Below are 26,076 nucleotides of genomic sequence, written 5' to 3' on the forward strand. Positions count from 1 at the left end.
GTCGTGCGTCGACGAAAATTTTCGACCGTTAGTTGCGCATTTACATAAAGAAAAAGGCGGGAAACCCGCCTTTCGATCGATCGCGCCTGCATCAGCCGAGATGCGGGTAGTCCGACAAGGTCAGCCGGAAGCCGTGCGCATTCGCGACCAGTTGCGCCTGCGCGCCGAACGGCAGCGTCAGCAGGTCGGGCACATGGCCGAACTGGAGCCCCGTGACGACCGGGATCCCGATCACCGCTCGGACCTGGTCGATCATGGCCTGCATGTCGTAGCCGTTGTCGTACTCGAACGGCCGCGCGCCGGTGAACTGGCCGAGCACGAGCGCCTGCTGGCGCGCGAGCAGCCCCGACAGGTGCAACTGGTAGATCATCCGCTCGATCCGGAACGGCTGCTCGTTGACGTCCTCGATGAACAGGATGCCGCCTTCGATGTCGGGCATGTACGGCGTGCCGATCAGCGACGTCAGGATCGCGAGGTTGCCGCCCCACAGCGTGCCCGTCACGTTCGCCGCCTGCACCTGCGGCGCCTCGGTGACGATCGTCGTGCCCGGCTGCGTCAGCGTCTGCCAGAAGTGCTGCATCGTGAAGTCGCTCGGCGTTTCCGCGCCGAAGTCGGCGGACAGCATCGGGCCGCCGAACGTCTTGATGCGCGCCTTCGCATACAGCGCGAGCTGGATCGCGGTGAAGTCGCTGTGGCCGACGAGCGCGACCGGCTGGTCGCGCAGCCGGCGCTCGAGCCCGCGGTAGTCGAGCCCGTGCAGGATCCGCGCGGCGCCGTAGCCGCCGCGCACCGCGAGCGCGATGTCCGGCAGCGGCCGCTCGGGATCGGCGAGGCGGTTCAGGTCGCCTGCCCGCTCCCCGTCGGTGCCGCCGAACCGCTGGTAGCGCCGCTGCGTCGCCTCGATGTTCTCGATGCGATGCTGCGCGGTGCTGAGGCGTTCGAGCGCGCGATTGATCGCGTCCGGGTCGTGCGGATAACCGGACGGCGCCAGCAGGCGGATGGTATAGGACGCGGCGGGCTGGAAGGACATGGGGGAAAGGTGTCGGGTCGTCAAACCTGCTTAGAGGGTCCGAACCGTCTCCGGTTCACGGCGTCGTGCCTGACGGGTGGGCTTATGACGCGCCGGGTGCGGCATCGCGGGCGAGCCGCGCCTCGCGCAGCGCGCGACGGCGCTCGGCGAAGAACGACTTCAGCGCGGCGCCGCACTCGTCGGCGAGCACGCCGCCCGTCACTTCGGTATGGTGGTTGAGCTGCGGATTCGCGAACGCGTCGATCACGCTGCCGCACGCGCCCGTCTTCGGATCGGCGGCGCCGTAGACGACCCGCGCGATGCGCGCATGCATGATCGCGCCCGCGCACATCAGGCACGGCTCCAGCGTCACGTACAACTCGCAGCCGGGCATCCGGTAATTCCGCAGATGCTGCGCGGCCATCCGCAGCGCGGCCATTTCCGCATGCGCGGACGGGTCGTGCCCGCCGATCGGATGGTTGAAACCGCGCGCGATCACTTCGTCGCCGCGCACGAGCACCGCGCCGACCGGCACCTCGCCGGCCGCGCGCGCCTCTTCGGCGGCGGCCTGCGCGAGCCGCATGAAATGCAGGTCGCGCGCCGACACGGGCGTGGCTTCGGGAACAGGTGTATCGGTGGCCGGTTCGGCCGTCGGAGCGGTTGCCGACCGGGCTGCGTCGTGCAGCGCGTCGGACGTCACATCGGCCCCGTGTCGGCGGGCGCTTCGTCGAGCCCGCGCTCGCACAGGCGCTCCGCGATGCGCCGGCAGTAGTCGCGCGGCATCACCATCGGGCCGCCGCGCAGCGATTCGAGCGCCATGTCGAGCGCGAGGATCTTCGCCTGCAGCCGGCAGCGCGCGGCACGGTCGCTGACCGCCTGCACTTCGTCATGCAGGTTGCGCAGCGCGCGCAATTGTTCGACGGCCGGCGGCACGAAGCCCGCGTTCTTCAGGATACGGTTGGCCACCCGCACCTCCTCGGGCACGAGCAGGTCGTCATCCAGCGCCTGCGGCGCGCCGGTACCCGGCAAATCGTCGAACTCGCCCCGCGCGGCGGCGGCGGCGATACGTTGTTCGACCAGGGCGTCAAGCAATCTCATCAGTCAATCGGAACAATGCGGCAGGCCGAATTCTAGCAGGGTGACGCGGCTATGACAGGCCCTTCGAATATATGCTCGATATTGTGCTTTTTAGGGGCCGAATCGCCACGCATGCACGCCGATCACCGTCAAATACCGCTCTGCTGCGCCGCAGCGGGCCGAGCGCCGTGCGGGCCGCTCCAGACGCAAACGGCGTCGGGCCCTGTTTTATATTCGTGACGAGGCGCGCCGGACCGCGCCGGTCCGACGAAACGGCAGCCGTTCCGTTTCCGCCGCCGCATCAAGCGGCCGCCGTTTCCGGCCGCGTTTTCGCGAACGGGCGAAACATCATCGCGATCAGGAACGCGCCGAGGCCGATCGCGAACGAACCGAGGTACAGCCAGCCGTAACTGCCGAACGTATCGACGATCAGGCCGCCGGCGACCGGGCCCGCGGCCATCCCGAGGCTGCCGGCCATCGCGCAACCGCCGATCACGGTGCCCATCATCCGCAGCGGGAAGTTCTCGCGCGCGAGCACCGCATACAACGGCATCACGCCCGCATAGATGAAGCCGAACAGCGTCGCGACCGCGTAGAACCCGTCGAGCGAGCGCACGAAGTAATAGCCGAGCGCGCCGAGCGCCTGCGCGAGCAGCCCCGCCACCAGCATGCGCTTCGCGCCGAAGCGGTCGCCGAGCATGCCGAACGCGATCCGGCCGCCCATCCCGGCGAGCCCCTCGACGCTGTAGATCGACACCGCGACGATCAGCGGGATGCCGCACGTGACCGCGTAGCTGACCGTGTGGAAGATCGGGCCCGAGTGCGTCGCGCAGCAGAAGAAGTTGGTCAGCAGCAGGATCATGAACTGCGGCGAGCGCAGCGCATCCGCGACCGACATCGCCGCCGGTGCGCCGGCAGCCGAAGGCGCGGCGTGCGCGGAGGCAGGGTCGAGCGCGGGCGGCCGCCGTACCAGGAGCGACACCGGAATCATCACGACGGCCGCCAGCCCGGCGATCAGCAGCATCGACGTGCGCCAGTCGCGCACCGACACGAGCCACGCGGCGAGCGGCGCCATCGTCATCGGCGCCATTCCCATGCCGGCCGACACGAGCGACACCGCGAGGCTGCGGTGCGTGTCGAACCAGCCCGTCACGCACGCCATCATCGGCGCGAATATCGCGGCCGTCGCGCCGCCGACGGCCAGGCCGAAGGTCAGCTGGAACGCGAACAGCGACGGCGCGCGGCTCGCCAGCGCGAGGCTCGCCGACAGCAGCACCGCGCCCGCGAGGACGACCGGCCGCGTGCCGATCCGGTCCGACAGGCTGCCCCACGCCATGCTCGCGAAGGCCATCGCGATGAAGCCGAGCGTCATCGCCGTGGAAATGCCGGTCATCGACCAGCCCGTGTCGCGCGCAATCGCGCGCAGGAACACCGGCAGGGAAAACATCGCGCCGATCGCGACGCAGCCCATCAGGCCGCCCGCGGCGACGATCACCCAGCGGTAACGGGAATCCGTCATTTGGCGTCTCCTTGTCCGTTTCGGCCACCCTCGGAAACCGGGTACAGGCCGCATGTGCGGCGCCATACCCGGTCGACATGGATACGACGGACGAATCATCGGGAAATCGACATCCGCGGGTCACGGGCCGGCGATTTTTCATTGTCGGCCAATCCGCGCGGCCGGCAACGAACCGGTCACGCGTTCGCCCCGCTTTGCCGGAATCGGAAATTCGTTATCGGAAATGGTTGGTTTGGCCGCGCGGCCACGCTGACTACACTCGGCCTATCTTGTCATAACAAGTTGATCGATGACCGCATCCAACGTCGTGCCGCTGTCGGCGGCCCCGCTCTACGTACAGATCAAGGACATGCTGCGCGCGCGCATTCTCGACGGCACCTATGCGCCGCACAGCCGGATGCCGTCCGAGCACGAGCTGTGCGCGATGTTCGACGTCAGCCGCATCACGGTGCGCCAGGCGCTCGGCGACCTGCAGAAGGAAGGACTGCTGTTCAAGCTGCACGGCAAGGGCACGTTCGTGTCGAAGCCGAAGGCGTTCCAGAACGTGACGTCGCTGCAGGGCTTCGCCGAGGCGATGTCGTCGATGGGTTACGAGATCGTCAACCAGTTGCGCAGCTTGCGCACCGTGAAAGCCGACCGCCATCTCGCGACCAAGCTGAACGTGCCGGAAGGCGCGCCGCTCGTCGAGATCCACCGCGTGCGGCTGCTGAACCGCGAACCGGTGTCGCTCGAACAGACCTGGGTGCCGGAAGCGCTCGGCAAGCGCCTCGCGGGCGCCGATCTCGCGACCCGCGACATCTTCCTCGTGCTGGAAAACGACTGCGGCATCCCGCTCGGTCATGCCGACGTGTCGATCGACGCGATCCTCGCCGACGACGAGATCGTCGATGCGCTGCACGTCGAGGACGGCAGCCCCGTGCTGCGCATCGAGCGCCTCACGCACGACGCGTCGGGCGCCCCGATCGACTACGAATACCTCTACTTCCGTGGCGACGCATTCCAGTACCGGCTGCGCATCGACCGGCAAAAACCACGCAAATCTGCAAGGAAACAGCGATGACAACCCAGGTTCACGAATACGACGTCGTCGTGGTCGGCGGCGGCACGGCCGGGCCGATGGCGGCGATCAAGGCGAAGGAGCGCGACCCGTCCCTGCGTGTGCTGCTGCTCGAGAAGGCCCACGTGAAGCGCAGCGGCGCGATCTCGATGGGCATGGACGGCCTGAACAACGCGGTGATCCCCGGTCACGCGACGCCCGAACAGTACACGCGCGAAATCACGATCGCCAACGACGGCATCGTCGACCAGGAAGCCGTGTACGCGTACGCGGCGCACAGCTTCACGACGATCGAGCAGCTCGACCGCTGGGGCGTGAAGTTCGAGAAGGACGGCACCGGCGACTACGCGGTGAGGAAGGTTCATCACATGGGCTCGTACGTGCTGCCGATGCCGGAGGGGCACGACATCAAGAAGGTGCTGTACCGGCAACTGAAGCGCGCGCGCATCGCGATCACGAACCGGATCGTCGCGACGCGCGTGCTGACCGATACGCAGGGCCGCGCAAGCGGCGTGCTCGGTTTCGACTGCCGCACCGCCGAGTTTCACGTGATCCGCGCGAAGGCCGTGATCCTCTGCTGCGGCGCGGCCGGCCGCCTCGGCTTGCCGGCATCGGGTTACCTGATGGGCACCTACGAGAACCCGACCAACGCGGGCGACGGTTACGCAATGGCCTATCACGCGGGCGCCGCGCTCGCGAATCTCGAATGCTTCCAGATCAATCCGCTGATCAAGGACTACAACGGCCCGGCGTGCGCGTACGTGACGGGCCCGCTCGGCGGCTTCACCGCGAACGGCAAGGGCGAGCGCTTCATCGAATGCGACTACTGGAGCGGCCAGATGATGTGGGAGTTCTACCAGGAACTGCAGAGCGGCAACGGCCCGGTGTTCCTGAAGCTCGACCATCTCGCGGAAGAAACGATCCAGACCATCGAGCAGATCCTGCATACGAACGAACGGCCGAGCCGCGGCCGCTTCCACGCGGGGCGCGGCACCGACTACCGCAGCCAGATGGTCGAGATGCACATCTCCGAGATCGGCTTCTGCAGCGGTCACAGCGCATCGGGCGTGTACGTGAACGCGCGCGCGGAGACGACCGTGCCGGGGCTCTACGCGGCCGGCGACATGGCGGCCGTCCCGCACAACTACATGCTCGGCGCGTTCACGTACGGCTGGTTCGCCGGGCAGAACGCGGCCGACGACGTGGCCGGACGCGACCTTGCGCCGGTGGACGACGAACAGGTCGAGGCCGAACGCGCCCGCGTGATGGCCCCGCTTCTGCGCGAACACGGCCTCGCGCCGGCGCAGGTCGAATACAAGCTGCGCCGCATGGTGAACGATTACCTGCAACCGCCGAAGGTGACGCGCAAGATGGAAATCGGGCTGCAACGCCTTGACGATATTACTGAGGATATCGAACAGATCAAGGCCGGTCATCCGCACGAACTGATGCGGGCGGCCGAAGTGCGCGCGATCCGCGACTGCGCGGAAATGGCCGCGCGCGCGTCGCTGTTCCGCACCGAGAGCCGCTGGGGGCTGTACCACCATCGCGTCGACTTCCCGCATCGCGATGACGCCGAATGGTTCTGCCACACGTGGCTGCGCAAGGATGCCGATGGTGCGATGCGCAGCGAGAAGCGGCCGGTCGAACCGTACGTCGTGCCGCTGGCCGACGACGATCGCGGTGCCTACACGAATCTGCGCATCCGCGAACCGGCCGCGCTCGCGACTGCCCCCTAAGGAGCCCTACCGTGCCCCATACCCCGCACGACATCTTCCTGCGCAGCAGCGCACCCGTGACGATCGACGAGGAACGCTGCATCGCCGACAAGGGGTGCACCGTCTGCGTCGACGTGTGCCCGCTCGACCTGCTCGCGATCGACGTGACCAAGGGCAAGGCCTACATGCAGTTCGACGAATGCTGGTACTGCATGCCGTGCGAGCGCGATTGCCCGACCGGCGCAGTCAAGGTCGAGATCCCTTACCTTCTGCGCTGACCGCGTACGTCAACGCCCTTTTTCTTCGCTCATGACCGACTCTCCTTTCGCCACCCCGCTACCCGGCGCACACGACCGTGACCCGGCCGCGCTCGTCGCCCGCCTCGCCGCGTCCGACGCATCCGTGCGCCGCGTCGCGCTGTTCGAACTCGCGGATCTCGAGGATCCCGAACGCGTGCCGGCGTTCGTCGCCGCGCTGCGCACCGACCCGTCGGCCGACGTGCGCGGCGAAGCCGCCCGCGTACTCGGTGCGTGGGAACAGCCCGACGTCGTCGAGGCGCTGTGCGGCGCGCTGCTCGATCCGGACGACGACGTGCGCGCCGCCGCCGCCCAGAGCCTGTCCGAACTGAAGGATCCGGCGTCGGGTCCCGTACTGTGCCGCTGGGCCGACCGGCCCGAGCCGTTCGTGCGCCGTGCCGTGCTGCGCGGATTGCGCGAGTTGCGCGACCCCGGTGCGTTCGCACCCGCGCTGCATGCGCTCGACGCCGAGCCCCCCGCCGTGCGCGCCGAAGCCGTCACGGTGCTCGGCTGGCTCAAGGATCCGCGCGCGCTTTCGCCGCTCGCGCGCATCGCGACGGCCGATACCGATGCGGACGTGCGACGTGCCGCGGTCGGCTCGATCGGCTTCGCGGCAGCCGGCGATGCGGCCGTCATCGATGCGCTGTTCGCCACGCTGCGCGATCGCGCATGGCAAGTACGCGAGGAAGCAGCCACCACGCTCGGCAAGCTGCGCGTGACGCTGGCGCGCGAGCCGCTCGTCGCCGCGCTCGACGACGACTACTGGCAGGTGCGTCTGCGCGCAGCACGCGCACTCGGGCAGTTGCGCGACGCGGCTGCGGCGCCGGCCGTCGTCGCGCTGCTCTCGCATGCGATCAGCAATCTGCGCAAGGAAGCCGCGCTCGCGCTCGGCGAATTGCGCGACCCCGCGACGCTGCCCGCCCTGAACGATGTGCTCGAGGATCGCGACCCGGAAGTCCGCAAGGCCGTACGGATCGCGATCCGGCAAATCGGCGACGCGCCCCGATGATCGCGCCGACCGAAATCGCGCTCGACCATCCGGCAAGCGCGCTCATGCTGCGCTGGCCCGACGGCGCAACGCAGCGCATCGGCTATGCGCGATTGCGCTCCGAATGCCCGTGCGCGGCATGCCGACGCATCCGGCGTGACGGCGGTCGCATCGATGCCCGGCCCGACCTGACGCTCGAAGGCGTGGAGCCGGCCGGCTACGGCGTGCGCTTCATGTTCGGCGACGGCCACGCGCGCGGCATCTATCCGTGGCCCTATCTGGCGGACATCGACTAGCAGCCGCCGTGCGGCTTCCCGCGGGTTCGCGGGCGCGATGGCACGCGTGTGGAAACGCTGCGATACTGACGCCCACGAACGTCTCCACCCACCGTGGGAGCAAGGACATGCAAACCGCAGTCGGATTCATCGGCCTCGGCGTGATGGGCACGCCGATGGCGCTCAATCTCGCGCGTGCCGGCACGCCGCTCGTCGCGTGGAGCCGGTCGCGCGGCAGCGACGATGCGCTGCGCGCCGCCGGCGCGCGCATCGCCGAGCACGTCGACGACGTGTTCGCGGCGTGCCGCACCGTGATCCTGATGCTCGCGAACGACGCGGCGATCGACGCCGTCCTCGCGCGCGGCACACCCGGTTTTGCCGCGCGCGTCGGCGGCCACACGATCGTGAACATGGGCACCAACGCACCCGGGTATTCGCGTGCGCTCGCCGATGAAATCGCCGCCGCGTCGGGCCGCTACGTCGAGGCGCCCGTATCGGGGTCGCGCAAGCCGGCCGAAGCGGGCCAGCTCGTCGTGATGCTGGCCGGTGCGCCGGACGACGTCGACGCCGTGCGCGCGCTCGTGAAGCCGCTGTGCCGCGACAGCTTCGTGTGCGGCGACGTGCCGTCGGCGCTGACGATGAAGCTGGCCGTCAACCTGTTCCTGATCACGATGGTCACCGGCCTGACCGAAGCCACGCATTTCGCACAACGTCACGGTATCGATCTCGCACGTTTCGCCGACGTGCTGAACGCCGGCCCGATGGCAAGCGACGTATCGCGCGTGAAACTCGGCAAGCTCGTCGCGGAAGATTTCTCCGTGCAGGCCGCGATCACCGACGTGCTGAAGAACGCGCGCCTCGTCGCCGAATCCGCGCGCGGCACCGGCATCGCGTCGCCGCTGCTCGACGTCTGTCACGCGCTTTACGGCGAGACCGAAAAAGCCGGACATGGATCGGACGACATGGTCGCGGTGATTCGCGCGATCGAACGACGCACCGACGCATAGGCGCGCCCATGTCCGGAACGCAGCCCTCCGCAATCGGCGCCGCCGCAACCGTGCGCCCCGTTCCCGCCGTGATCGGCATCGTGCTGCGCGAGCGCGACGTGCTGCTCGTGCGCCGCGCGAATCCGCCCGACGCGGGCTGCTGGGGGTTCCCCGGCGGCAAGATCGAACCGGGCGAACCGATCGCGGACGCGGTCATTCGCGAGATCGCCGAAGAGACGACCGTCGCGGTCGATGCACTCGACGCCTTTACCGCGCTCGATGCGTTCGATTACGATGCGGGCGGCGCCGTGCGCCAGCATTTCATCATGGTCGCGGTGCTGTGCCGATGGCTGCGCGGCACGCCCGCCGCCGGCGACGATGCGCTCGATGCGCGCTGGTTCGCCCTCGACGAGCTCGATCGTGATGACGTGCCGATGAGTGCGGGCGTGCGCGACGTCGCTCGACGGGCGATCGAACGGTCGGCATCCCTGGGCGACGCGCGGCGCTCGCCCGTTTGACGCTTCGCCGTCGTTTCCGCGCTACCGCGCGGACGATGCGCCCGATCCATCGCGGTGCGGGCTACCCGCCGGGCACCGGATCACAACCTATCCAATCATGATCAGAATTCGCCAATCCACCGAGGCCGACGGCACACGCGTGCTGGATATCTGGCGCCGTGCCGTCGACGCAACCCACCCCTTCCTGAGCGACGACGACCGCCGCGCCATCGAAGCCGAAGTCGTCACGTTCCTGCCGGCCGCGCCGCTCGACCTCGCTGTCGACGCGCACGATCGGCCGATCGGCTTCATGCTGCTCGACGGCAGTCACATGGAAGCGCTGTTCGTCGATCCCGCCCATCATGGGACGGGTGTCGGTCGGCGGCTTGTCGAAGCTGCGCTCGGGCGCCACCCCGATTTGACGACCGACGTCAACGAGCAGAACGAAGCGGCCACGGCATTCTACGAGCGGCTCGGGTTCGAGCGCTGCGGACGATCGGCCTGCGACGGACAAGGGCGGCCGTATCCGCTGATTCACCTTCGTTATCGCGGTAGCGAACGATCCTGAGCAGGATCGGGAACCGGTGCGACATCCATTCGCACGTTATCCGAGCGATGACATCTCGATTCCCGTTCGCGGCCCGCTGTCGGACGCCAATCGCGCCGATGCCATGTCGTTCTCGAGCGCAGGTAACGGATAGCCGCCGCGCTGGCAAGCCCGGATTTCCTGCCGTCATCCGATCTTGATCCGGATGGCCGAAGGTCCGGGTGAGCTTGCCGCGCGACGATCACGCGTGGAACAACGTCAGTCGGATCACGCCCCTGCATCGCAGCCAGTCACAAACGGTGCAATAGCGAGAACGCGCGTTTCTCGGGCCAAACGAGCCTATCTCCGCCCCGATGATGCTACTCTCTCGGCCAACCCAAACGTCACCCCATGAAGCAGCAGGATTCAACCATGCAGACCGTCGCGGTACTGGACTTCGAAACCACCGGGCTGTCGCCGAACATGGGCGACCGCGCGACCGAAATCGCCGTCATCCTTCTGCGTGACGGGCAGATCGTCGACCGCTTCCAGAGCCTGATGAATGCGGGCCGGCGCATCCCGTCCGATGTCGTCGCGCTCACCGGCATCACGAACGACATGATCGCGTCGGCACCGCCGGCGTCCGAAGTCATGAAGGAAGCCGCGGCGTTCGTCGGCAAGCATGCGGTCGTCGCCCACAACGCCGGTTTCGACAAACGCTTCTGGCAATCGGAGCTCGGGCAGCTCGGCATGCCGGCCGAGCATGCGTTCGCCTGCACGATGCTGGTGGCGAGACGGATCTACCCGGACGCTCGCAGTCATCGCCTGTCGAGCCTGGTCGAGATGCTGCGTTTACCGAAATCGGGCCGCGCGCACCGGGCGATGGTCGATGCCGAAATGGCCGGCCATCTGTGGTGCCGGTTGCAGCACGACATCGCCCGGACGTACGGGCTGGATCGCATCGATCACGCGCTGATGTCGCGAGTCCAGGCAACGAGCAAGGCGAAGGTGCCGATGTATCTGCGTTCGCTCGGGTGCGCGCACGCGTAGGCATCCGGTCGCGCCCGGTGATACGACGCGTCCCGTTCCACGCGATGCGTGAATGCAAAAACGGCTTGGCAAGCGCCAAGCCGTTTTTTTGCCCGGACGTGAACCCGACCCGGAAGCTTACGCAGGCTGCTTGGGCGGCTGGACGGCGCCGATCTGGATGAAGACCTCGAGGGTGTTGAGTTCGTCCCAGTGTTCGGCGAAGCGGCCGTGCTCCACCCGCCAGATGTCGATCGAGCGCATGACGAACGGCCTGCCGGTCGCCGGGTAGCCGAGAAGGTTGCCGGTGTGGGTGCCCTCGTAGCGATAGCGACCGACCACGCGGGAGCCGTCTGCCGACACGAAAACGTCTTCCGCGGTGACCTTCAGGTCGGGAACGCCCGCGATGATGGCCCCAAGTACCTTCTTGGAACCTTCCAGTCCGGGCTCAGCGAATGCGTTGTGGTTCACGTAGTTCGGGGCCTTGATCTCGTCGAGGCGCGATACATCGTGGTTGGACATGATCTCGGCAAAGAGGTAGCCGAGCCTGGTCAGATCAGAGGAGGTAGCGCTGGTCATGGATGAAGTCCTTTTGCGGTTAGGGGGTCACATCACTGCCTGCTTCGGAGCTCTATCTGAGCAAAAATACCTAGCAACGCTAGAATCATAGTTTAGCAATGCTATATCTTCAAGCATCGGTATAATTTCGGGTCAAAGAGGCTTTTGGGGGAATCAGTGATGGGGGTCGCCGAGCGCAAGAACAGGGACCGGGACGCACGCGAGCAGCGCATCACCGCAGCGGCCCGACAAATTGCGGAGGCAGAGGGCTGGAGCGCCGTTACCGTTCGCCGCCTGGCTGACGAGATCGAGTACAGCCAGCCCGTACTCTATTCGCACTTCAGGAACCGGGACGCGATCGTCGGCGCCGTTGCGCTCGAAGGCTTTCGGGAAATCAAGACGGCGCTTCATCAAGCGGCGCAGCGATCAACCGATCCCCGCCAGGCGTGCGAAAGCGTTGCGATCGCCTATCTCGACTTCGCTCGCGACAATCCCGCGCTCTACGAGGCGATGTTCACGATGCCGACCGACTTGCTTTTCGCAGAGGCCGACACCAGGCCTGAACTGAGAGAAGCCTTCGAGGTGCTTGCCGCTGTCGTGCCGTCGAGTCTGAATGTCGACGTGGCGACGGAGACGTTTTGGGCAACCCTTCATGGGCTGGTTCAGCTCGAAAGCTCAGGCCGGATCAAGCACAGCACGCGGCTGGCGCGGGTAGCATTGGTTATTCGCGGCCTGTTCGGATGAGCGATCCTCCTGCTATTTCAGGCCGGTCCGATCAAGCCGTTCACGCCGCTCGGTTTGGACGGCGTGACAGTCCGCCAAAGGTGGCGGATGAAATTCGTGCGGCGCACCCCCTACGTTGATTGACGCACGATTGCGGCATCGGCCGGCCAGGAACCCACTGCTTCGTCTGCGTCCGCCGCAATCGTGTTCGCCGTCCAGGCTTTTGCGGCCGAGCTAAATCCCTTCCGAACAACGTTCGGAAGCAGATGGGCCATTGGCTCATCTTTAACGGATGCTCGCAAATGTCGCGCGAATATCGCTTACCAGCGCATTCGGATTTTCCAACGCGGCGAAATGGCCACCCTGCTCGTGCTCGCCGAAGTGCCGCACATCGCGGTAGCGTCGTTCGATCCACCGCCGCGATTTTCGTACGTGTTCGCCAGCAAGCATGGTGAATCCAGACGGCACGGCAATGGGACGATCGATACGAGCCGCGGAGGACCAGTTGGATCGCTTCAGTTCCCAATACAGTCGTGCTGACGAAGCCGACGTATTGGGTATCCAGTACAACATGATGTCGTCTAGCATGTCGTCGAGCGTGAAGGAAGCTTCCGCGTTGCCCGCGGTGCCGCACGTGTCCTGGAACATCGCGTAAATCCACGCTGCCTGCGCAACCGGAGAATCCGCGAGCGCGTAGCCTATCGTCTGCGGTCGCGTCTGCTGCTGTTGAGCGTATCCGGATAGCGTGCTCCAGAAATACCGGGCACTGTCGAGCATGCCCTGCTCATCCGGCGTCGCGTCGCGCATTTCGTCCGGCGTGGGCATGAACATCGCGAAGTTCAGATGGATACCCATAAGCTCGGGGAGCGCCAGTGACGCGACTTCGTCCGTCACGCCTGCGCCAAGATCACCACCTTGCATGACCCAACGGTCATAGCCCAGTCGGTGCATCAGCTGAACGTAAGCGCGCCCAATGCGCGACATGTCCCATCCGGGTTCATCAGGTTTGTCGGAAAAACCAAATCCCGGCATCGACGGAATGACGAGGTGAAACGCCTGCCTCGGATCGCCGCCATGTGCGGCGGGATTGCCGAGCGGCCCTATCACCTTGCGGAACTCAAGCACGGAACCGGGCCAACCATGCGCCATCAGCAATGGAACGGCATCGGGTTCAGGTGACCGAATGTGGAGGAAGTGGATGTCAAGGCCGTCAATGGTCGTCTTGAACTGCCCGAAGTCATTCAACATCGACTCGCAGCGACGCCAGTCGTAACCCTCTATCCAATGCGCGACCAGTGCCTGCAGCTTTGAAAGCCGCGGACCCTGACTCGTGTCATTGACGGTCTCAGGGTCGGGCCAGCGCACCCGCCGCAGTCGCTCGCGCAAATCAGACAATTCGAGCTCGGGCACATCGAGATGAAACGGCTTGATCAGATCACTCATGACTTGCTGCCTTTAGTTGCGTAGCGACGTTTCATGAAGTCGACGAGCGATGTCGGCCGCACCGCCGGATATCGGTCATTCGCGATGTCGCGCAAAGTCCCTTCGCCCGACATCATCGGTAGCAGATACTGGAGCGACAGCATCGCCGTCGGATGAGCACCGGCCTTCGCCATTCGCCGTAGTTCGGCGTATCCGTCCGCGATCGAGCCTCGACGAATCCGATGAAGCGCCCTGCCCGTCGCTGCCGCATAGTCACCTGCGATCTGGGCAATGGTGCGGCAGTCACCTGCCACGGACACCACCCGGTTGGCCGATGCCGGATCCTCGACGACCGCCACCGTCCAGGCCGCGACGTCGCTCATGGAAGTGAAATCGAGCGGCACCTCGTCGTCACCCCAGTAAGTGATCGTGCCCGCGTTGGCATCGATCAGGCCGGGATGGGAGAACACGGCCTCCATGAATCCACCGTTCAGGATGTGGGTATAGCCGATGCCACTCGGGGCGACCTTGCGATCGAAGGTCCGCCGCATGTCGAGGTAAGGGTTAATGCCTTCAGGAATCGAGAACAGGTTCTCCGAGAAGTCCGACGGGACGAATCGCCCGACGTTCGCCGCGAGCGCTGCATCGAGCAAACGGGACTGGCCGTCAATGATGGTGTCAGGTCCGCCCTGAACTGCCGAAATGACGGTACCGACGCCGGCACAGGCGTGCCTGAGGCTGAGCGGGTCGTCCAGATCCATATTGACGACGGTTACGCCGTTCGCTGCCCACCCCTTTGCACGATGGGCATGTTTGCCTGCTGAACCGCCGCGAACACCCGCACGGATCTCACTGGCGGGCCGCGTGCGAAGCAACGCATCAATGACCCTGCGCCCAAGATTGCCGGCGGCGCCGGCGACCAGATAGCTCGTTTGCGTGTTCTCCATGACTTCCTCGGTTCGTCATGACGCGCGGTGTACGTCGTTGAGAAGAAGTCTAGGTTGTTCCGGGTTTGAATATAAGATGGCTGAATCGCGACTCGCTGTTCCGGAAAACGATACGAAATGGATCAGGCCGACCTCATCATCTTTCTTCGATTAGCCGATAGCGGCAGCCTTTCCGGCACCGCACGGGCGCTGAAGACGCCCAAATCGTCCGTCAGCCGGGCACTCGTCCGATTGGAGACGGAGATTGGATCGGCGCTCTTCGACCGGTCCACACGACATTTCCGGCTGACTGACGCGGGAAAACTGCTGCTGCCCTACGCGTCGCGGGCAGTTCAGGACCTGCAGGAAGCGCAGGCGATCATCGATGGCTACGCGGGGAAACCGCGCGGGCTTCTACGGATCAACACGACGCAATCGTTCGCGCAGGGACTCGTGGCGCCCATGCTGCCTGAATTTCTCGACCGCTATCCGGAACTCGCCGTGGAGCTGACCACGGACTCGAACTACGTCGACATTGCGCGCGACGGTATCGACGTAGCGGTGCGCGTCGGCACACTGCCTGACTCGTCGCTCATCGCTCGCAGGCTGCCACCCGTTGAATTGTGGTTATGCGCAAGTCCGTCCTACCTGGCGCGAGCGGGCGTTCCGATGGAGGCAGCTGAACTTCACGGACATGCGCTCGTCGTTCGGGAGGCGCCCACGAACTGGATTTTTCAGGATGGCAAAACGGAATTGACCATACAGCCGCGTGGCAGGGCAATCATCCCGGACGCGGCTGCGCAGAAGATCGTTCTTGAAGGCGGCGGCGGGATTGGTTTTCTTCCCAGCTACCTCGCGGCTCCCGCCTTGACGGCCGGCACCCTGGTGCGGGTCCTTCCGTCATTGCGACGGGAACCCATCGAGCTTCACGCGCTGTATCCGACGCACCGCAGCATGTCGGCAAAGGTCCGGGCTTTCATCGATGCCCTGATCGCTCACCTTGATACGGTCAGGCTAACGTCCTCGCGCGACTAGCCAGCCGTCTCATGCGGTACCGTCATTCGTACCGCCCGAATGACCGGGATTGAGTGAAACAGGATGCGCGCTGAATCACTCAACCCCTTCACACAAAAGGCTCACGGTCGATTTTTGATACTGCTCGAGACGACGTGAGCCGATTGTGAATCACTCCCACTCGATCGTCGCCGGCGGCTTGCCCGAAATGTCGTACACCACGCGATTGATCCCGCGCACCTCGTTGATGATCCGGTTCGACGCACGGCCGAGCAGCGCGTACGGCAGGTGCGCCCAGTGCGCGGTCATGAAGTCGGTCGTCTGCACCGCGCGCAGCGACGTCACGTAGTCGTACGTGCGGCCATCGCCCATCACGCCGACCGACTTGACCGGCAGGAACACCGCGAACGCCTGGCTCGTCAGGTCGTACCAGCTCTTGCCGACATCGGCTTCGCCGCACAGGCCGGCCGCCGCGTCCTGCGCGGTCGCGGTCGTGTTGCGCAGTTCCTCGATGAAGATCGCGTCCGCGCGGCGCAGCAGGTCCGCATACTCGCGCTTCACTTCGCCGAGAATCCGCACGCCGAGGCCCGGGCCCGGGAACGGATGGCGGTACACCATCTCCGGCGGCAGGCCGAGCGCGACGCCCAACTCGCGCACTTCGTCCTTGAACAGGTCGCGCAGCGGTTCGAGCAGCTTCAGGCCGAGCGTTTCCGGCAGGCCGCCGACGTTGTGGTGGCTCTTGATCGTCGTTGCCTTCTTCGTCTTCGTGCCGCCCGATTCGACCACGTCCGGGTAGATCGTGCCCTGCGCGAGCCACTTCGCCTTCGACAGCTTCTTCGCCTCGGCCTGGAACACCTCGACGAACTCGCGGCCGATGATCTTGCGCTTCGCTTCCGGATCGGTCACGCCGGCCAGGTGGCCGAGGAACTGGTCGGACGCATCGACGTGCACGACCTTCGCATGCAGGCGGCCCTCGAACATGTCGAGCACCATCTTGCCTTCGTTCAGGCGCAGCAGGCCGTGGTCGACGAACACGCAGGTGAGCTGGTCGCCGATCGCGCGGTGGATCAGCGCGGCCGCGACGCTCGAATCGACGCCGCCCGACAGGCCGAGAATCACTTCCTCGTCACCGACCTGCTCGCGGATCTTCGCGACGGCTTCCTCGATGTGGTTCTTCATGATCCAGTCGGGCTTCGCGCCGGCGATCTGCAGCACGAAGCGTTCGATGATCTGGCGGCCCTTCACCGTGTGCGTGACTTCCGGGTGGAACTGCACCGCGTAGTAGCCGCGCGCCTCGTCGGCCATGCCGGCGATCGGGCAGCTCGGCGTCGACGCCATCAGCGCGAAGCCCGGCGGCAGCTCGGCAACCTTGTCGCCGTGGCTCATCCAGACCTTCAGCATCCCGTGGCCTTCGGCCGTCGTGAAATCCTCGATGCCGTCGAGCAGGCGCGTATGGCCGTGCGCACGCATTTCCGCGTAGCCGAATTCGCGATGGTCGCTCCACTCGACCTTGCCGCCGAGCTGCACGGCCATCGTCTGCATGCCGTAGCAGATGCCCAGCACCGGCACGCCGAGATCCCACACGGCCTGCGGCGCGCGCAGCTGATGGTCTTCGTACGTGCTCGCGTGGCTGCCCGACAGGATCACCGCCTTCGGCGCGAACTCGCGGACGAAGTCGTCGGACACATCGTTCGGGTGGATTTCGCAGTAGACGTGCGCTTCACGCACGCGCCGCGCAATCAGTTGGGTGACTTGCGAACCGAAGTCGAGAATCAGGATTTTGTCGTGCATGGCTGCGGACGGGATGAAGAGAATAAGAAAAGCAGCGCATCGAGCGCTGCGTCAAAAGCATGGACAGCGGCGTCGGGCGGCAGGCGGCTCGCGCGACGCATCGCCGGTCAATCCTGCATCGGCGGGCGTTCGTCGAGTGCGACGCCGCCGGACGATCGACTGGAACCGGATGACGCCGGCGACGATGCTTCGGGTGCCGCGGGACGGCCGACGACGGGCTCCACGCGCTGCGGTGCGGGCGACGCCGCCGGCGCCATCGCCGGCTCGGCCGGACGCTGGGCCGGTGCGCGTGCCTCGAGCGCCTGCGCCTTCTCCCGTCGGCGCACGGCCGCTGCGATCCTCACGCCGCCGAGGCCGAGCACGATCAGCGCAACGCCGGCCACGACCGACAGCACCCTGCCGGCGGCCGCCAGCGCGGGACCGCTGCCGGCGCCGAGCGACCAGACGATCGTCAGCACGCCGGTCAGCCAGTACACGTGGCCGACCGACCGCGCCACCGGCGCCGTGAGGTCACCGTTGAACGCCGCATGAAACGCGAGCCACGCGAGCCCGAGCAACGCGATGCCGAACGCCTGGCCAAGCATGACCGGCTGGATGTTCTGCAACTGCAGCGCGTTGAACAGCGACTGCCAGGGCGTCAGCACGAACAGCACGCCGAACGCCAGCAGCAGCACGGCATCGAGGATCAGCACGGCTCGCAGCAGCGGTTTCATCGGCGATCAGTCCACGTGGTAGTTCGGCGCTTCCTTCGTGATCTGCACGTCGTGCACATGCGACTCGCGCATGCCCGCCGCGGTGATCTGGACGAATTCGGCCTTGTCGTGCAGCTCGTCGATCGTGCGGCAGCCGCAGTAGCCCATGCTGGCGCGCACGCCGCCGACCAGCTGGAACAGGATCGCGTTGACCGAACCCTTGTACGCGACGCGGCCTTCGATGCCTTCCGGCACGAGCTTGTCGATGTTCGCCGAGTTGTCCTGGAAGTAGCGGTCCGCCGCGCCGTCCTTCATCGCGCCGACCGAACCCATGCCGCGGTACGACTTGTACTGGCGGCCCTGGTACAGGAACACGTCGCCCGGCGCCTCTTCGGTGCCCGCGAACATGCTGCCCATCATCACCGCGTTCGCGCCGGCCGCGAGAGCCTTCGACACGTCGCCCGAGAAACGCACGCCGCCGTCGGCGATGCACGGCACGCCGGTACCCTTCAGCGCATCCGCGACGTTCGCGATCGCGCTGATCTGCGGCACGCCGACCCCCGCGACGATCCGCGTCGTGCAGATCGAGCCCGGGCCGATACCGACCTTGACCGCGTCCGCGCCGTATTCGACCAGCGCCTTCGCGGCGGCGGCCGTCGCGATGTTGCCGCCGATCACCTCGACGTGCGGGAAGTTCTGCTTGACCCAGCGCACGCGCTCGAGCACGCCCTTGCTGTGACCGTGCGCGGTATCGACGACGATCACGTCGACGCCGGCCTGCACCAGCAGCTCGACACGCTCTTCGTTGTCCGGGCCGACACCGACCGCCGCGCCAGCGCGCAGCTTGCCGTGTTCGTCCTTGCACGCGTCCGGGTGCTCGGTCTGCTTCGTGATGTCCTTGACGGTCATCAGGCCGCGCAGTTCGAACGCGTCGTTGACGACCAGCACGCGCTCGAGGCGGTGGCTGTGCATCAGCGCCTTCGCTTCGGCGAGCGGCGTGCCTTCCTTGACCGTGACGAGGCGCTCGCGCGGCGTCATGATCGACTTGACCGGTTCGTCGAGGCGCGTTTCGAAGCGCAGGTCGCGGTTCGTGACGATCCCGACGAGCTGCGGGCCTTCGACGACCGGGAAACCCGAGATGCCATGCTGGCGCGACAGCGCGATCACGTCGCGCACCTTCATTTGCGGCGGCACGGTGATCGGGTCGCGGACGACGCCCGACTCGAAACGCTTGACCTTCGCGACTTCGCGGGCCTGTTCGGCCGGCGTGAGGTTCTTGTGGACGATACCGACGCCACCCTGCTGTGCCATCGCGATCGCGAGGCGACCTTCGGTGACCGTGTCCATCGCGGCGGACACGAGCGGCATGTTCAGGGAGATGTTGCGGGTCAGCTTGGTCTTGAGGCTGGTGTCGCGCGGGAGAACGTCGGAGAAGGCGGGAACGAGGAGCACGTCATCGAAAGTGAGTGCTTTTTGGATCAGACGCATGGCAAATCCTATGGGCGCAAAAGCGAATTATACGCGAAGCGCCGTGAATTTTCACAACACGAACAACGGCTTAGCCGGTTTCGGCCGTTCGGGGGCCGAATCGTTCGGATCGCCGTTCGGTTCGTTTTCGATCGCCTTTCGTTTCACCGCCGCATCGAACGATTCGCGCAACGGCCGGCAAAACGGCCGTCCCGCCTGTTGTGAGCAGGCCACGCGGCGGTCGCCGCCGCGCTGAAGCGAGGCCGGCGACGTGTCGAGGCGACCTGTCTGCCATGTGTTACAGCAGCCCTGCCGCGCGCGCGATCATCGCGATGCCGCCGCCGACCGCCGCGCAGCCGGCGATCCGCGCCACGCGCCAACTGGCCTGCGCAAGGCGCTCGGCGGCGATGGCGACCGTCACGGCGGCCATGACGCGCAAGTCCATCATGCCGGCCGCCAGCGCGACCACCATCAGGTTCCCGCAACAGGTGCTGCAGTGCGTGGCGGCGCGCACGCCAAACCGCCAGGCTGCGCCGGCAACAACCGGCGACCGGTGCGTGTCGCCTGCCACGTGCCGGCAGCACGCCAGCCGCCGCGCCTTCCACGCGGTGAATTGCAGCATGCCCGCGGCCAATACGACCGCACCGGCCGCGAACGGCAGCGCACGCGCCAGCACCGGCAGCCGCGCGGCGGCGGCCGTCAGCGCGGCGCCAGCCGGAAACACGAGCGCCCCGAGCGCCATCCACACCGAGAAATACCCGACGCCCGCGACGACGACGAGCCAGGCCGAACGCGCCGTGGCCAGCGGGCCGACGCGCCGTGCATATCGCCAGAGCGTCGGCGCCAGCACCGGCAGCATCATCGCCACCGTCATCGCTCCCCACATTCCGGCGAACGCCGCGAACGCGTGCCCGGCGCCCCGCCCGCACGGCCGCAGCCATGCGGCCGAAGCCATCCAGCCGCCGGCCATCGGTTCGCTGCCCATCGCGGCCATCGACGCGTGCTGCGCGAGGGTCGCCATGACCGCGACGACGAACACGACGGCGACCACCCCACCGAATGCCCGCGGATCGGGGCCGGTGTCGCCGGTCGGCGGTCGCATCGTCGCACGCCCCGTCCGTCGCCGGCCCGCTCAGCCGCGCGCGTACTCGTCGTGGCGGCGCCACCACGGGCCGGCCTCGTTGCGCCCGCGCGGCGCGCGATCGAGCCACTGGTACATCCCCCACAGCCCGTCGAGCCCGCGCGCATAGGTCGAATACGTGTGATAGACGGCGCCGTCCTCGCGCACGAACGCGCTCATCCCCGGCCGGTCGAGCGAATAGGTGCGCGCGTCGGTGCCGCACGTCGCCGCGAACTGCACGACGGGCGCCGGCGGCGGATCCATGTCCATCGCGTGGCCGGCCCGCGCGTAGTTGTATTCGACGTCGCCCGCGCGCTGCTGCGTTTCGGTAAACGACACGTTGAAATCGAAGTTGAAATCGCTGCCGACCGACGACGCCCACGGGAAGGCCCACCCCATCCGCTCGCGGTAGGCGAGCAGCTTCGCGAGCGGGGCGCGCGACACGGCCGCAAGCGTCACGTCGTGGTGCGCGAGATGCACGGCAAAACCGTCGAAGCCATCGGCAAGCGCCGAGCACGACGGACAGCCGGCCTTGTAGTCGGGGCCGAACATGAAGTGATAGACGAGCAGTTGCGAGCGGCCGCGAAACAGGTCGTCGAGCGTCGCCTGCCCGTCTTCGGTGTCGAACCGGTAGGTCTTGTCGACACGCACCCACGGCAACGCCTGGCGCCGCCGCGCGAGTTCGTCGCTTTGCCGCGTCAGCGCCTTTTCGGCATCGAGCAAGGCGCGGCGCTCGGCCAGCCATTCGTCGCGTGTTCCGGTGAGATGGGTCATTGCGGGGTCCTCCTTCGGTGGGTATCCGGCACGGCGGACGGCGCCGTGTGCGTGGTGCTAGATTAGGGGCGGACATCGGACCGGAGGGAGTGACAAGTGTGTCGGGATTCGGATGGATTCGCTGATCACCGCGGCCGCGCGCGCGCTCGCGGCCGGTGACGCGCTCGGCGCGCTGAACCGCGTCGCGCTGCGCGACGATGCGCCGGCGCTCGCGCTGCGCGGCATCGCGATGGCGCAGCTCGGCGATTTCGAGCGCGCGCGCACCCTCGTGCGCAGCGCCGCCCGCGCATTCGGCACGAAGGAAGCCGTCGCACGCGCGCGCTGCGTCGTCGCGGAAGCGGAGATCGCCCTCGCGTCGCGCGACTTGCGCTGGCCGACGCGCGCACTCGATGCGGCCTGCGCGACGCTCGACGCGCACGGCGACCGCGCGAATGCCGCGCATGCACGCTATCTCGGCGTACGCCGACTGCTGCTGATCGGCCATGTCGACGACGCCGAGCGGCTGCTCGCGCATCTCGATCCCGCACCGCTGCCGTCCGCGTCGCGCGCCGCCCATGAACTGATCGCGGCCGGCATCGCGATGCGCCGCCTCCGCACGCACGCGGCCCGCGCGGCGCTCGCCCGGGCACGCGCGGCCGCCCGCGACGCCGGTATCGCCGCCCTGACGGCCGAGGTCGACACCGCCGCCCGCGTGCTCGACGCACCGGCCGCGCGACTCATCGCACGCGGCACGTCGCGACTCGTGCCGCTCGACGAAGTCGAGACGCTGTTCGCATCGAACACGCTCGTCGTCGACGCGTGCCGCCACACCGTGCGCGATGCGCGCACGACCGTGTCGCTCGCGCGCCGCCCCGTGCTGTTCGTGCTCGCCCGCGCGCTCGGCGAAGCGTGGCCGGCCGATGTATCGCGCAATGCGCTCGTGGCCGCCGCGTTCCGCGCCAAACAGGCGGACGAATCGCATCGCGCGCGGCTGCGCGTCGAGATCGGCCGGCTGCGCGCGGTGCTGCGCCCGCTCGCGAACGTCGTCGCGACACCGCGCGGCTTTGTGCTCGAACCGCTCGGCGTACGCGAGACCGTCGTCCTCGCACGCCCGGTCGACGATCGCCACGCGGCCGTCCTCGCGCTGCTCGCCGACGGCGAAGCGTGGTCGAGTTCCGCGCTGGCGCTCGCGCTCGGCGCGAGCCAGCGCACCGTGCAACGCGCGCTCGACACGCTCGCGGAGGCCGGCAAGGTGCAGGCGCTCGGCCGCGGCCGCGCGCGCCGCTGGATGACGCCGCCGCTGCCCGGATTCGCGACGACCTTGTTACTCCCGGCGCCACTGCCCGGCGACTAGGATGGCCGCATCGAACGACGAGGTGACGAACATGAAACGCTCCACGGCAGAGATCATTCGCGAATACGGCCCGTTTCCGGGCGTCGACGGCGTGCACGGCGTCACGTTCGACGGACGGCACGTGTGGTACGCGTCCGGCGACAAGCTGAATGCGCTCGATCCCGAGCGCGGCACGACCGTGCGCTCGCTCGACGTTGCCGCGCATGCAGGCACGGCGTTCGACGGCCGCCACCTGTTCCAGATCGTCGAGGACCGCATCGAGAAGCTCGATCCCGAATCGGGCCGCGTGCTCGCGACGATCCCGGCCCCCGGCGGCGGCGCCGACTCGGGGCTCGCGTGGGCCGAAGGCACGCTGTGGGTCGGCCAGTACCGCGAACGCAAGATTCATCAGATCGATCCGGAATCGGGCGCCGTGCTGCGCACGATCGAATCGAACCGCTTCGTCACCGGCGTGACGTGGGTCGACGGCGAGCTGTGGCACGGCACGTGGGAAGCCGACCAGAGCGACCTGCGGCACGTCGACCCGCACACGGGCCAGGTCCTCGAACAGGTCGACATGCCGGCTGGCGTCGGTGTATCGGGGCTCGAATCCGACGGCCGCGACCGCTTCTACTGCGGCGGCGGCAACAGCGGCACGCTGCGCGCCGTGCGGCGCCCGGCACGCGCGCGTGCAGCGGGCGACGGCGCGCCCGCCTCGCCCGATCCGGCCGAGGGCTGATTCGCCGCAGCCGGCCGACGCGCCGCGCCCCATGCCGAGTGCAGGAATGAACAAGACACCGCCGCGACGGCGTCGCTAAGATGCGCGCACATCAGTCATTCGTTCGGAGCGGTCGATGCAGCGCGGCGTGGTTTATGGTGTCCTGGCAGGCGCCCTGTGGGGCATGGTGTTTCTCGTTCCGCGGCTGCTGACCGACTTCTCGCCGCTGCTGCTGAGCGCCGGCCGCTACGCGATGTACGGCCTCGTGTCGCTCGCGGCCGCCCTGCCCGCCGCCCGCTCGCTGGTCGCGCGGCTGACCCGCGAAGACCTCGTCGCGCTGGTAAGGCTCGCCGTCATCGGCAACGTCGCGTATTACATGCTGCTGTCCGGCGCCGTGCATCTGATCGGTATCGCGCCCAGCTCGCTGATCGTCGGCGTGCTGCCCGTGACCGTCACGCTCGCGGGCCTCGGCGACCACGGCGCCGTGCCGCTGCGGCGGCTCGCCGCCCCGCTCGCGCTGGTGATCGCGGGCATCGCCTGCATCAACGTCGACCTGTTCACGTCCGAAGCCGCGCATGCGACCACCCTCGGCCAGAAACTCGCCGGCATCGCCTGCGCGGCCGGCGCGCTCGCCAGCTGGACCTGGTACGCGGTCGCGAACGCACGCTACCTGCAGCGCCATCATCATTTCGACGGCAACGAATGGTCGGTGCTATGGGGTGTCGTGACGGGCCTGATCGGCGCGCTCTGCTGGATCGCGATCCTCGCGCTGCCCGCCGGCACGGTGCAGGCGGCCGTCCCGGCATCGCGCTGGCAGCTGTTCTGGCTGCTGAATCTCGGGCTCGCGATCGGCGCATCGTGGCTCGGCAACGGCCTGTGGAATGCGGCGTCGAAGCGCTTGCCGCTCACGCTGTCGGGGCAGTTGATCGTGTTCGAAACCGTGTTCGCGATGCTGTACGCGTTCGTGTACGACCAGCGGATGCCGCACGCGCTCGAAATCACCGCGCTCGTGCTGCTGCTCGCCGGCGTGTACGGCGCGGTGCGGCAGCACGGCGACACGCCGGGCAGCGCGCCGACAAACGCAAACGCCGCGGCCCACTGAGCGCGTCGCGGCGTGCGATCAGGCCAATCGGAACGAAAAACGCGTCAGCGCGCGTCCTTGTGCATCCACTTGCGGCCCTCGATCGAGCCGTCGCGGCGGGACTTGTCGACGCGCCGCTGGCGCGCCAGCTTCGGGTCGACGATCAGCGGGCGGTAGATCTCGACGCGATCGTGATCGGCGAGCGGCGCGTCGAGCGGCGCGAGCTTGCCGTACACGCCCGTCTTCGCGTGCGCGAGATCGATCTCCGGATGCAGCGCGAGCACGCCGCTCGCGTCGATCGCCGAGCGTACGGTCGCGCCTTCGGGCAGCGACAGCGGAATCAGCGTCTGGCGGTCCGGCAGCGCATAGCAGACTTCGATCGACAGCATCGCGTCACCCCTTCCCGTAGCGCTGGTCCGCGCGCTTCACGAACGAATCGACGAACGTGTTCGCGATGTGGCTGAACACGGGCCCGATGATCTTTTCGAGCAGGATGCTCGAAAACTCGTAATGCAGCGCGAATTCGATCTTGCACGCATCGGCGCGCAGCGCGGTGAAGCGCCACGAGCCCGTGAACTTCTTGAACGGGCCGTCCGTGAACTCCATGTCGATCCGCGTCGGGCGCTGCTGCGTGTTGCGCGTCGCGAAATGCTGCTTGATGCCCTTGAAGTTGATGTCGATGCGCGCTTCCATCCCGCTCTCGTCCTGACGGCGAATCTCGACACCGCCGCACCAGGGCAGGAAATTGGGGTAGTCGGCCACGTCGGTGACGAGGTCGAACATCTGTTCCGCCGAATGGCGGATCAATACGGTTTTCTGGACATCTGCCATAAATCGCGCGGCATCGCTTGAGGTGGGAACGCAAGCCGGGCGATTCCCGCCCCGCTTTGCTAAAATCGTGATTTTAAACGAGTTGGGCCGATCCTTTCATGAGCATCATCGACAACAGGAAAGCGCACTTCGATTATCACATCGAGGAACGCTACGAGGCGGGGCTCGTGCTGGAGGGCTGGGAAGTCAAGGCGCTGCGCGCCGGGCGCGGCCAGATCAAGGAAGGCTACGTCGTGGTGAAGAACGCCGAGATCTTCCTGATCGGTACCCATATCAGCCCGCTGCCCGAAGCCTCGACGCACATCAAGCCCGACCCGGTTCGCACGCGCAAGCTGCTGCTGCACCGCGAGGAAATCAAGAAACTGATCGGCAAGGTCGAGCAGCGCGGCTACACGCTCGTGCCGCTGAACTTCCACTACAAGGGTGGTCGCGTGAAGTGCGACATCGCGCTCGCGAAGGGCAAGAAGTTGCACGACAAGCGCGAAACCGAGAAAAAGCGCGACTGGGAACGCGAAAAGGCACGCATCATGCGCGCCGGCACCTGACGCGCGCGACCTGCCACACAAACGACACGGCCCGCTCGAAGCGGGCCGTGTTGCTTTGGGCGATCTGATTCCTGCCTGCCGGTCGCCCGGCTGCGCGACGATTCGCCGCACGCCGATCGCACGCGGCG

Annotated in this window: 30 protein-coding genes; 16 read left to right on the plus strand and 14 right to left on the minus strand. The window is 67.1% G+C overall.

Translation table 11 applies throughout. From position 1 onward, the window contains the following. Window positions 1-91: 91 nt before the first annotated feature. The 4 genes from ldcA to AC1VVG_RS10375 all read right to left on the minus strand — a co-directional run bounded on the left by ldcA (window position 92) and on the right by AC1VVG_RS10375 (window position 3,605). Window positions 92-1,030, minus strand: a complete 939-nt coding sequence (gene ldcA, locus AC1VVG_RS10360; protein ID WP_034188808.1) for a muramoyltetrapeptide carboxypeptidase — start codon at window positions 1,028-1,030, stop codon at window positions 92-94. Between the two features lie 82 nt (window positions 1,031-1,112). Further along, window positions 1,113-1,709 (minus strand): tRNA adenosine(34) deaminase TadA, encoded by a 597-nt coding sequence (gene tadA, locus AC1VVG_RS10365; RefSeq protein ID WP_069706307.1) that lies wholly within the window; start codon window positions 1,707-1,709, stop codon window positions 1,113-1,115. Next, window positions 1,706-2,107, minus strand: a complete 402-nt coding sequence (locus tag AC1VVG_RS10370; protein ID WP_034188809.1) for a DnaJ family domain-containing protein — start codon at window positions 2,105-2,107, stop codon at window positions 1,706-1,708. The genes tadA and AC1VVG_RS10370 overlap by 4 nt, the downstream gene beginning before the upstream one ends. Window positions 2,108-2,387: 280 nt before the next feature. Beyond that, complete coding sequence (locus AC1VVG_RS10375) at window positions 2,388-3,605, minus strand: MFS transporter (protein ID WP_482835593.1); 1,218 nt, start codon at window positions 3,603-3,605, stop codon at window positions 2,388-2,390. Window positions 3,606-3,894: 289 nt separating this feature from the next. Here AC1VVG_RS10375 and AC1VVG_RS10380 point away from each other — a divergent pair, with 289 nt between their 5' ends. From AC1VVG_RS10380 to AC1VVG_RS10420, 9 genes are all read left to right on the plus strand, one after another. Continuing rightward, on the plus strand, window positions 3,895-4,665 hold the full coding sequence (locus tag AC1VVG_RS10380) for a GntR family transcriptional regulator (RefSeq protein ID WP_034188811.1): 771 nt from the start codon (window positions 3,895-3,897) through the stop codon (window positions 4,663-4,665). After that, a complete protein-coding gene (locus tag AC1VVG_RS10385; RefSeq protein ID WP_482835595.1) occupies window positions 4,662-6,401 on the plus strand; it encodes a fumarate reductase/succinate dehydrogenase flavoprotein subunit in 1,740 nt (579 codons plus the stop codon). Before AC1VVG_RS10380 ends, AC1VVG_RS10385 begins: the two co-directional genes overlap by 4 nt. A gap of 11 nt (window positions 6,402-6,412) precedes the next feature. Further along, a complete protein-coding gene (locus tag AC1VVG_RS10390) occupies window positions 6,413-6,658 on the plus strand; it encodes a 4Fe-4S dicluster domain-containing protein (protein WP_034188813.1) in 246 nt (81 codons plus the stop codon). Window positions 6,659-6,689: 31 nt separating this feature from the next. After that, a complete protein-coding gene (locus AC1VVG_RS10395) occupies window positions 6,690-7,685 on the plus strand; it encodes a HEAT repeat domain-containing protein (RefSeq protein ID WP_482835596.1) in 996 nt (331 codons plus the stop codon). Further along, a complete protein-coding gene (locus AC1VVG_RS10400; protein ID WP_200086475.1) occupies window positions 7,682-7,960 on the plus strand; it encodes a gamma-butyrobetaine hydroxylase-like domain-containing protein in 279 nt (92 codons plus the stop codon). The genes AC1VVG_RS10395 and AC1VVG_RS10400 overlap by 4 nt, the downstream gene beginning before the upstream one ends. Window positions 7,961-8,067: 107 nt before the next feature. After that, complete coding sequence (locus AC1VVG_RS10405) at window positions 8,068-8,946, plus strand: NAD(P)-dependent oxidoreductase (protein ID WP_049032642.1); 879 nt, start codon at window positions 8,068-8,070, stop codon at window positions 8,944-8,946. A gap of 8 nt (window positions 8,947-8,954) precedes the next feature. Beyond that, the gene (locus AC1VVG_RS10410) at window positions 8,955-9,443 is read left to right on the plus strand and encodes an NUDIX hydrolase (protein WP_051700999.1); all 489 of its coding nucleotides are present in this window, start codon (window positions 8,955-8,957) and stop codon (window positions 9,441-9,443) included. Between the two features lie 97 nt (window positions 9,444-9,540). Next, window positions 9,541-9,990, plus strand: a complete 450-nt coding sequence (locus AC1VVG_RS10415) for an acetyltransferase (protein ID WP_049032644.1) — start codon at window positions 9,541-9,543, stop codon at window positions 9,988-9,990. A gap of 390 nt (window positions 9,991-10,380) precedes the next feature. Beyond that, the gene (locus tag AC1VVG_RS10420; RefSeq protein ID WP_034188818.1) at window positions 10,381-10,998 is read left to right on the plus strand and encodes a 3'-5' exonuclease; all 618 of its coding nucleotides are present in this window, start codon (window positions 10,381-10,383) and stop codon (window positions 10,996-10,998) included. Window positions 10,999-11,115: 117 nt separating this feature from the next. On the opposite strand, the gene AC1VVG_RS10425 is transcribed toward AC1VVG_RS10420, so the two are convergent. Further along, window positions 11,116-11,553, minus strand: coding sequence for an ester cyclase (locus tag AC1VVG_RS10425; RefSeq protein ID WP_482835597.1), 438 nt, complete (start codon window positions 11,551-11,553; stop codon window positions 11,116-11,118). 159 nt (window positions 11,554-11,712) lie between these two features. Here AC1VVG_RS10425 and AC1VVG_RS10430 point away from each other — a divergent pair, with 159 nt between their 5' ends. Continuing rightward, window positions 11,713-12,276 (plus strand): TetR/AcrR family transcriptional regulator, encoded by a 564-nt coding sequence (locus AC1VVG_RS10430; RefSeq protein WP_059561817.1) that lies wholly within the window; start codon window positions 11,713-11,715, stop codon window positions 12,274-12,276. 264 nt (window positions 12,277-12,540) lie between these two features. Here AC1VVG_RS10430 and AC1VVG_RS10435 read toward each other — a convergent pair whose 3' ends face one another. Both AC1VVG_RS10435 and AC1VVG_RS10440 read right to left on the minus strand, forming a co-directional pair. Next, window positions 12,541-13,698, minus strand: coding sequence for an epoxide hydrolase family protein (locus AC1VVG_RS10435; RefSeq protein WP_482835598.1), 1,158 nt, complete (start codon window positions 13,696-13,698; stop codon window positions 12,541-12,543). Next, window positions 13,695-14,624 carry an NmrA family NAD(P)-binding protein gene (locus AC1VVG_RS10440; RefSeq protein WP_124669726.1) on the minus strand — a complete coding sequence of 310 codons (930 nt, stop codon included), beginning with the start codon at window positions 14,622-14,624 and terminating at the stop codon, window positions 13,695-13,697. The genes AC1VVG_RS10435 and AC1VVG_RS10440 overlap by 4 nt, the downstream gene beginning before the upstream one ends. A gap of 117 nt (window positions 14,625-14,741) precedes the next feature. Here AC1VVG_RS10440 and AC1VVG_RS10445 point away from each other — a divergent pair, with 117 nt between their 5' ends. Beyond that, on the plus strand, window positions 14,742-15,638 hold the full coding sequence (locus AC1VVG_RS10445; RefSeq protein ID WP_482835599.1) for a LysR family transcriptional regulator: 897 nt from the start codon (window positions 14,742-14,744) through the stop codon (window positions 15,636-15,638). Window positions 15,639-15,788: 150 nt separating this feature from the next. Here the strand turns inward: AC1VVG_RS10445 and guaA are convergent, their stop codons facing one another. The 3 genes from guaA to guaB form a co-directional block, all read right to left on the minus strand. Further along, window positions 15,789-17,408 (minus strand): glutamine-hydrolyzing GMP synthase, encoded by a 1,620-nt coding sequence (gene guaA, locus AC1VVG_RS10450; protein ID WP_034188823.1) that lies wholly within the window; start codon window positions 17,406-17,408, stop codon window positions 15,789-15,791. Window positions 17,409-17,515: 107 nt separating this feature from the next. After that, entirely contained in the window at window positions 17,516-18,121 is a 606-nt protein-coding gene (locus AC1VVG_RS10455) for a hypothetical protein (protein ID WP_034188824.1), read from the minus strand. 6 nt (window positions 18,122-18,127) lie between these two features. Continuing rightward, a complete protein-coding gene (gene guaB, locus AC1VVG_RS10460) occupies window positions 18,128-19,588 on the minus strand; it encodes an IMP dehydrogenase (protein WP_034188825.1) in 1,461 nt (486 codons plus the stop codon). 10 nt (window positions 19,589-19,598) lie between these two features. Between guaB and AC1VVG_RS10465 the strand changes: the two genes are divergently transcribed. Further along, a complete protein-coding gene (locus AC1VVG_RS10465) occupies window positions 19,599-19,823 on the plus strand; it encodes a hypothetical protein (protein ID WP_034188826.1) in 225 nt (74 codons plus the stop codon). 42 nt (window positions 19,824-19,865) lie between these two features. Here the strand turns inward: AC1VVG_RS10465 and AC1VVG_RS10470 are convergent, their stop codons facing one another. Together AC1VVG_RS10470 and AC1VVG_RS10475 are read right to left on the minus strand one after the other, a co-directional pair. After that, window positions 19,866-20,669: a DUF2182 domain-containing protein gene (locus tag AC1VVG_RS10470; protein WP_482835600.1), complete on the minus strand. Its 804-nt coding sequence runs from the start codon at window positions 20,667-20,669 to the stop codon at window positions 19,866-19,868. Window positions 20,670-20,699: 30 nt separating this feature from the next. Beyond that, window positions 20,700-21,461, minus strand: a complete 762-nt coding sequence (locus AC1VVG_RS10475; RefSeq protein ID WP_482835601.1) for a DUF899 domain-containing protein — start codon at window positions 21,459-21,461, stop codon at window positions 20,700-20,702. 112 nt (window positions 21,462-21,573) lie between these two features. Between AC1VVG_RS10475 and AC1VVG_RS10480 the strand changes: the two genes are divergently transcribed. The 3 genes from AC1VVG_RS10480 to AC1VVG_RS10490 all read left to right on the plus strand — a co-directional run bounded on the left by AC1VVG_RS10480 (window position 21,574) and on the right by AC1VVG_RS10490 (window position 24,593). Continuing rightward, window positions 21,574-22,794 (plus strand): helix-turn-helix domain-containing protein, encoded by a 1,221-nt coding sequence (locus tag AC1VVG_RS10480; RefSeq protein WP_482835602.1) that lies wholly within the window; start codon window positions 21,574-21,576, stop codon window positions 22,792-22,794. Between the two features lie 31 nt (window positions 22,795-22,825). After that, window positions 22,826-23,512, plus strand: a complete 687-nt coding sequence (locus AC1VVG_RS10485) for a Vgb family protein (protein WP_049030793.1) — start codon at window positions 22,826-22,828, stop codon at window positions 23,510-23,512. 115 nt (window positions 23,513-23,627) lie between these two features. After that, complete coding sequence (locus AC1VVG_RS10490) at window positions 23,628-24,593, plus strand: DMT family transporter (RefSeq protein WP_482835603.1); 966 nt, start codon at window positions 23,628-23,630, stop codon at window positions 24,591-24,593. A 44-nt stretch (window positions 24,594-24,637) separates the two neighbouring features. Here AC1VVG_RS10490 and AC1VVG_RS10495 read toward each other — a convergent pair whose 3' ends face one another. Further along, window positions 24,638-24,961, minus strand: coding sequence for an RnfH family protein (locus AC1VVG_RS10495; protein ID WP_034188831.1), 324 nt, complete (start codon window positions 24,959-24,961; stop codon window positions 24,638-24,640). A 4-nt stretch (window positions 24,962-24,965) separates the two neighbouring features. Next, a complete protein-coding gene (locus AC1VVG_RS10500; RefSeq protein ID WP_034188832.1) occupies window positions 24,966-25,403 on the minus strand; it encodes a type II toxin-antitoxin system RatA family toxin in 438 nt (145 codons plus the stop codon). Window positions 25,404-25,501: 98 nt separating this feature from the next. On the opposite strand from AC1VVG_RS10500, the gene smpB reads away from it, so the two are divergent. After that, window positions 25,502-25,948: an SsrA-binding protein SmpB gene (gene smpB / locus AC1VVG_RS10505; RefSeq protein WP_006478511.1), complete on the plus strand. Its 447-nt coding sequence runs from the start codon at window positions 25,502-25,504 to the stop codon at window positions 25,946-25,948. Window positions 25,949-26,076: the final 128 nt, after the last annotated feature.

This window comes from Burkholderia sp. L-4, assembly GCF_056856535.1.

What these genes read in the sequence shown, in the direction of transcription:
- AC1VVG_RS10425 (WP_482835597.1), bottom strand. Translation starts at nt 11,553, where the DNA reads ATGACCAGCGCTACCTCCTCTGATCTGACCAGGCTCGGCTACCTCTTT.
- AC1VVG_RS10385 (WP_482835595.1), top strand. Translation starts at nt 4,662, where the DNA reads ATGACAACCCAGGTTCACGAATACGACGTCGTCGTGGTCGGCGGCGGC.
- AC1VVG_RS10470 (WP_482835600.1), bottom strand. Translation starts at nt 20,669, where the DNA reads ATGCGACCGCCGACCGGCGACACCGGCCCCGATCCGCGGGCATTCGGT.
- AC1VVG_RS10415 (WP_049032644.1), top strand. Translation starts at nt 9,541, where the DNA reads ATGATCAGAATTCGCCAATCCACCGAGGCCGACGGCACACGCGTGCTG.
- AC1VVG_RS10480 (WP_482835602.1), top strand. Translation starts at nt 21,574, where the DNA reads ATGGATTCGCTGATCACCGCGGCCGCGCGCGCGCTCGCGGCCGGTGAC.
- AC1VVG_RS10475 (WP_482835601.1), bottom strand. Translation starts at nt 21,461, where the DNA reads ATGACCCATCTCACCGGAACACGCGACGAATGGCTGGCCGAGCGCCGC.
- AC1VVG_RS10500 (WP_034188832.1), bottom strand. Translation starts at nt 25,403, where the DNA reads ATGGCAGATGTCCAGAAAACCGTATTGATCCGCCATTCGGCGGAACAG.
- AC1VVG_RS10445 (WP_482835599.1), top strand. Translation starts at nt 14,742, where the DNA reads ATGGATCAGGCCGACCTCATCATCTTTCTTCGATTAGCCGATAGCGGC.
- AC1VVG_RS10495 (WP_034188831.1), bottom strand. Translation starts at nt 24,961, where the DNA reads ATGCTGTCGATCGAAGTCTGCTATGCGCTGCCGGACCGCCAGACGCTG.
- ldcA (WP_034188808.1), bottom strand. Translation starts at nt 1,030, where the DNA reads ATGTCCTTCCAGCCCGCCGCGTCCTATACCATCCGCCTGCTGGCGCCG.
- AC1VVG_RS10375 (WP_482835593.1), bottom strand. Translation starts at nt 3,605, where the DNA reads ATGACGGATTCCCGTTACCGCTGGGTGATCGTCGCCGCGGGCGGCCTG.
- AC1VVG_RS10435 (WP_482835598.1), bottom strand. Translation starts at nt 13,698, where the DNA reads ATGAGTGATCTGATCAAGCCGTTTCATCTCGATGTGCCCGAGCTCGAA.
- AC1VVG_RS10405 (WP_049032642.1), top strand. Translation starts at nt 8,068, where the DNA reads ATGCAAACCGCAGTCGGATTCATCGGCCTCGGCGTGATGGGCACGCCG.
- AC1VVG_RS10395 (WP_482835596.1), top strand. Translation starts at nt 6,690, where the DNA reads ATGACCGACTCTCCTTTCGCCACCCCGCTACCCGGCGCACACGACCGT.
- AC1VVG_RS10430 (WP_059561817.1), top strand. Translation starts at nt 11,713, where the DNA reads ATGGGGGTCGCCGAGCGCAAGAACAGGGACCGGGACGCACGCGAGCAG.
- AC1VVG_RS10465 (WP_034188826.1), top strand. Translation starts at nt 19,599, where the DNA reads ATGGGCGCAAAAGCGAATTATACGCGAAGCGCCGTGAATTTTCACAAC.
- AC1VVG_RS10400 (WP_200086475.1), top strand. Translation starts at nt 7,682, where the DNA reads ATGATCGCGCCGACCGAAATCGCGCTCGACCATCCGGCAAGCGCGCTC.
- AC1VVG_RS10380 (WP_034188811.1), top strand. Translation starts at nt 3,895, where the DNA reads ATGACCGCATCCAACGTCGTGCCGCTGTCGGCGGCCCCGCTCTACGTA.
- AC1VVG_RS10440 (WP_124669726.1), bottom strand. Translation starts at nt 14,624, where the DNA reads ATGGAGAACACGCAAACGAGCTATCTGGTCGCCGGCGCCGCCGGCAAT.
- AC1VVG_RS10490 (WP_482835603.1), top strand. Translation starts at nt 23,628, where the DNA reads ATGCAGCGCGGCGTGGTTTATGGTGTCCTGGCAGGCGCCCTGTGGGGC.
- smpB (WP_006478511.1), top strand. Translation starts at nt 25,502, where the DNA reads ATGAGCATCATCGACAACAGGAAAGCGCACTTCGATTATCACATCGAG.
- AC1VVG_RS10420 (WP_034188818.1), top strand. Translation starts at nt 10,381, where the DNA reads ATGCAGACCGTCGCGGTACTGGACTTCGAAACCACCGGGCTGTCGCCG.
- guaA (WP_034188823.1), bottom strand. Translation starts at nt 17,408, where the DNA reads ATGCACGACAAAATCCTGATTCTCGACTTCGGTTCGCAAGTCACCCAA.
- AC1VVG_RS10410 (WP_051700999.1), top strand. Translation starts at nt 8,955, where the DNA reads ATGTCCGGAACGCAGCCCTCCGCAATCGGCGCCGCCGCAACCGTGCGC.
- AC1VVG_RS10485 (WP_049030793.1), top strand. Translation starts at nt 22,826, where the DNA reads ATGAAACGCTCCACGGCAGAGATCATTCGCGAATACGGCCCGTTTCCG.
- AC1VVG_RS10370 (WP_034188809.1), bottom strand. Translation starts at nt 2,107, where the DNA reads ATGAGATTGCTTGACGCCCTGGTCGAACAACGTATCGCCGCCGCCGCC.
- guaB (WP_034188825.1), bottom strand. Translation starts at nt 19,588, where the DNA reads ATGCGTCTGATCCAAAAAGCACTCACTTTCGATGACGTGCTCCTCGTT.
- AC1VVG_RS10455 (WP_034188824.1), bottom strand. Translation starts at nt 18,121, where the DNA reads ATGAAACCGCTGCTGCGAGCCGTGCTGATCCTCGATGCCGTGCTGCTG.